This is a genomic window from Thermanaeromonas sp. (assembly GCF_021890735.1).
Lineage (GTDB): Bacteria > Bacillota > DSM-521 > Neomoorellales > Neomoorellaceae > Thermanaeromonas.
Genome location: NZ_JAKKUR010000119.1, coordinates 1 through 3,686, shown reverse-complemented (window position 1 = coordinate 3,686; position 3,686 = coordinate 1). Strand labels below are relative to the sequence as shown.

General features: G+C 53.6%; 5 protein-coding genes. 3 read left to right on the top strand and 2 right to left on the bottom strand.

What is annotated here, in order from left to right:
• Nucleotides 1-854, top strand: an 854-nt coding sequence (locus L5656_RS10885; RefSeq protein ID WP_297202861.1) for a sensor histidine kinase, incomplete at its 5' end; no start/stop codon positions are given.
• Nucleotides 855-1,357: 503 nt separating this feature from the next.
• Here the strand turns inward: L5656_RS10885 and L5656_RS10880 are convergent.
• Both L5656_RS10880 and L5656_RS10875 read right to left on the bottom strand, forming a co-directional pair.
• Nucleotides 1,358-1,669 (bottom strand): hypothetical protein, encoded by a 312-nt coding sequence (locus L5656_RS10880; protein ID WP_297202859.1) that lies wholly within the window; start codon nucleotides 1,667-1,669, stop codon nucleotides 1,358-1,360.
• Nucleotides 1,660-2,019 (bottom strand): hypothetical protein, encoded by a 360-nt coding sequence (locus L5656_RS10875; protein ID WP_297202857.1) that lies wholly within the window; start codon nucleotides 2,017-2,019, stop codon nucleotides 1,660-1,662. The genes L5656_RS10880 and L5656_RS10875 overlap by 10 nt, the downstream gene beginning before the upstream one ends.
• A 264-nt stretch (nucleotides 2,020-2,283) precedes the next feature.
• On the opposite strand from L5656_RS10875, the gene L5656_RS10870 reads away from it, so the two are divergent.
• A complete protein-coding gene (locus L5656_RS10870) occupies nucleotides 2,284-2,658 on the top strand; it encodes a hypothetical protein (RefSeq protein ID WP_297202855.1) in 375 nt (124 codons plus the stop codon).
• Complete coding sequence (istA, locus tag L5656_RS10865; protein ID WP_297202863.1) at nucleotides 2,616-3,614, top strand: IS21 family transposase; 999 nt, start codon at nucleotides 2,616-2,618, stop codon at nucleotides 3,612-3,614. The genes L5656_RS10870 and istA overlap by 43 nt, the downstream gene beginning before the upstream one ends.
• The last annotated feature ends 72 nt before the right edge of the window (nucleotides 3,615-3,686 follow it).

Below are 3,686 nucleotides of genomic sequence, written 5' to 3'. Positions count from 1 at the left end.
TAGAGCTTATCCGGTTGCGGGAAAAGGAAAAGTTGCTAAACTTTCGCCGGAACCACCTAGAGATGAGCTTGCGTCGTCTGCAGCTTACATTGGAGAAAGCGGAGAAACTCGCACACCAGGTAGAGGTCGTACTTAAATTCTTAACGGGAGAACTCCAAGATCTAACCTCCAGGATAGGCGAACTGGAACAGACATACCACTTGGCGCTAAGTGTTATCCGTGCCCAGGAGGAGGAACGTAGGCGCGTGGCGCGGGAAATCCATGATGGCCCCGCCCAGTCCTTAGCCAATATAGTCATGCGAGCAGAATACTGCTTAAAACTTTTAGACAGGGACCCGGGCAAGGTCCGGGAGGAGCTTCAAGCCTTACAAAACATCGTACTTACCAGTCTCCAAGATATACGCAAAATAATCTTTGACCTGCGACCCATGGTCCTCGATGACCTGGGGCTGGTACCTGCCTTAAAACGCTATTTCTCTGCTTACGCCGAGCAGTATGGACTGGAAGTGGATTTCCTTTGTTTTGGTCAACAACGCCGCCTGGACAGTGCCGTAGAGATCGCCCTTTTCCGCATTATTCAAGAAGCCGTTAACAATATCAAGAAGCATGCTAAAGTGAAGAGCGCAGTGGTTAAGATGGAAATGTTGCCCGATAAAGTTACTGTGGTAATCCGCGATGAGGGGCAGGGCTTTGACTTAGAAGCCGCCCAGAATAGAAAAGAAGGAGGAGGTTATGGCCTCCTCGGGATGAAGGAACGCGTGCAACTTTTAAACGGTCAGCTAAAGATAATCACCGCTCCTGGTAAGGGTACAACTGTGAGCGTGACTATACCTTTAAAAAGCGAGGAGCTCTAGTGAGTTCTGCCATTCTCGATTTATCCTAGTATATGTACCCAAGTTTGACCCGAGCCTCCCCGCGGCTAAAGCCGGGGCGTTCTTAAGGGAACCCCCGCAGCCTCTCCCGGGCCCTCGCCACCACCAGTAAGCAGCGCTACACCATCCCGGGCCTCAGCCTTGGCTGTCCCCTTTTCCATAGCGACCTCTGCACAGGCTGTGGGGCCTGTATAGACTTACTACGCCCGGTGAGTTGTTACCTTGTCGGGCAGCTTCCATGCTTCTCGAAAACTGGTAGCCCGTCTCCCGCACCTCTTTCTTTGAGCCGTTGCCCGGCCTCTGATATCGTTCGCGGTAGTACCGGACCACCAACTCGTCCAGCTTCCTGCTTACCGCCAGTAGCTTTTCTGCGCTCTCTCTCGATTAAGACAAATAATTTTCCCAAGTTCGGAGTTTCTTCCCCCTCCCTCTGCGTAGCGACACATATTTTTAAGTTAACTGCCGGAATGTCGGGATTAAAAAGCTTAAACGGCGGCCCCGATCCCCCATACCTCCAAGCCGTCTTCCTCTACGACAACAAGTTTGTACGGTTCTCCTAGGGCGACAAGGAGGAGGTTGCAGAGCGTCTGGAGGCTCTCTAGTGTCGGCTCCCCCGGCGGCACGGCCAGAAACGTCTCCACCAACCCCTTGAGCTCGGGCGACACCTCGACAGGCAGACCCAAGTAGCCCACCGCTTGGGCCGCCACCGAGGCCCTGACTAGGAGGGAGCGCTTACCCCCAAGCACAGGCTCTAAGGGCATGCCCTCCGCCAGCGCCAGACACCCCTCTATCTCCAAGCGGTGAAGCCCTGGGAAGCCAGGCGGAAGGCTTCGTAGTCAGCGAACCAGTCCGACGCCGCGTCGCATGCCCAACCTACCGCCTCTATGAGCTTCTTGGGCACGCTCTTAAAAAAGCGGTGGGTGCCAAAGAGGTGGTGCACGGTCTCGGCCAAGCGCATCGCTGCGAGCTTTCCGAGCAGATCCATGCCGTCGACGGGAGTGCCGTCGGAAGGGAGGTACAGCACGTGCTCCTTCTCCAGCGGCTTGGACACGGCCGCCACGTCCGGACAGGGCCACGCCTGTTGCCTGACGGGCCATGTGAGGCGGGCGAAAGCCGTACGGATGGCGGTGTCGATTTCGGACGCCATTCGTTTATCCCCCTTATTGACTAGGTATCTAAAGAAGATTTCGCTATTGATAAATGAAAGAGGGATGGAAGAAAAAGAGGGCCCTTCTCAAGGTTCGCTCAGTCTCTTGCTTTCCAGGCACCTCACTTAGGGTTGCCTTTAGCCGCTTATCGGACAAAACGAAAAGCGGCCCGCACGTCGGGCCGCAGCAAGTATGCATTCACTTCAGCAAGGCCTTCAGAAGCAAGTACACCACGCCGGTCTGCCCGGCGAGGAACGCTGGGAGTGGACCGCAAGACCGTTTACCGGGCTTTATCACAGGAGAGCTACCAGGGGAAAAAGAGGAAAGCCAAATCCTCCATCCTTGACCCCTATAAACCCTACATAGAGGAGCGACTATCCAAGTACAACCTTACAGCCACCCGGTTATTCCGGGAGATCAAAGCGCAAGGGTACAGCGGCTCTTATGATACAGTAAAAAAATTTGTAGCCTCCATAAGGGAGGAGCAGCCTGGACCGGCTTGTGTACGCTTCGAGACGGAACCCGGTGAGCAAGGTCAGGTGGACTGGTCTTTAATGGGGGAAGTAGAATGGGGAGGCAGAAAGGTTAAACTTTGGTGGTACAATTGGTGCTGGGTTACTCCCAGGCCATGTATGTAGAGTTTACCACCTCCCAGGACCTTATCACCTTCATCCGGTGCCACATCAACGCCTTTAAATACTTTGGTGGAGTGCCTTGGACCATTCTTTATGACAATCCTAAGGTAGTCGTTCTTTCCCGGGAAGGACAGGCCATTCAGTGGAACCCGAACTTTTTAGAGTTTAGCCGCACCTTCGGGTTTAGCCCTATTCTTTGCACACCAAGGAGGCCACAGACTAAAGGCAAGGTAGAGCGACCTTACCGGTATATAAAGCAAGATTTTCTCCTGGGGACAGAGTTTACTGACCTGACAGACTTAAACTCCAAGGCCCGTATCTGGCTTGATGAAGTAGCCAACTGCCGGGTGCACCGTACCACGGGAGAGGTGCCTTTTAAGAGGCTAAAGGAAGAGAAATTGAGGCCCCTGCCCCCTGGGGAGTACACCATTAACCTGGAAGAGGTGCGGAAAGTATCCAAGGACTTTGTAATAAGCTATGAAGGTAATTATTACTCGGTGCCCTTCATCCTGGCAGGCAAAGAGGTGACGGTCAGGGACACGGGGCAGGAACTTTTAATATTTTACCGTGGGGAGGAAGTAGCCCGGCACGCAAAAGTACAGGGGAAGGGGCAAATTATCCGGGACCCCAGGCATGAAGCGGGCCTACCCAGACCTTCTTATCCCAGCCGTATAGCAGAAGTACGGGAAAGTTTCCTTGAGCATTTCCCTGAAGCTGAGGGTTTTCTGGCCGGAGTGGTCCAGGCCAAGGCGGGCAATGCCAGGTATCATCTTGTAGAAATCCTTAAGCTTTTAGAAAACTATCCTAAAGAAGTGGTAAGAAAAGCTATTGCCCGGGCTACCGAGTATAAGGCCTTCGATGCCCGCACGGTGCGTAACATCTGTGCCCAGCATTTTAAAGAGCCTGCCCAAGAGTTTCCTGCCCCGCCCCCAGTTCCTACCGTTAAGACCACAAGATAGAAGTAGGGCAAGTAGCCGTAAGGCCCCTGGAAGAGTATGCTCTAGCGGCAGGAGGTGAAAATTAAGTGCTAG

Coding starts and splice junctions, on each gene's coding strand:
- L5656_RS10875 (WP_297202857.1), bottom strand. CDS start 2,019: ATGGCGTCCGAAATCGACACCGCCATCCGTACGGCTTTCGCCCGCCTC.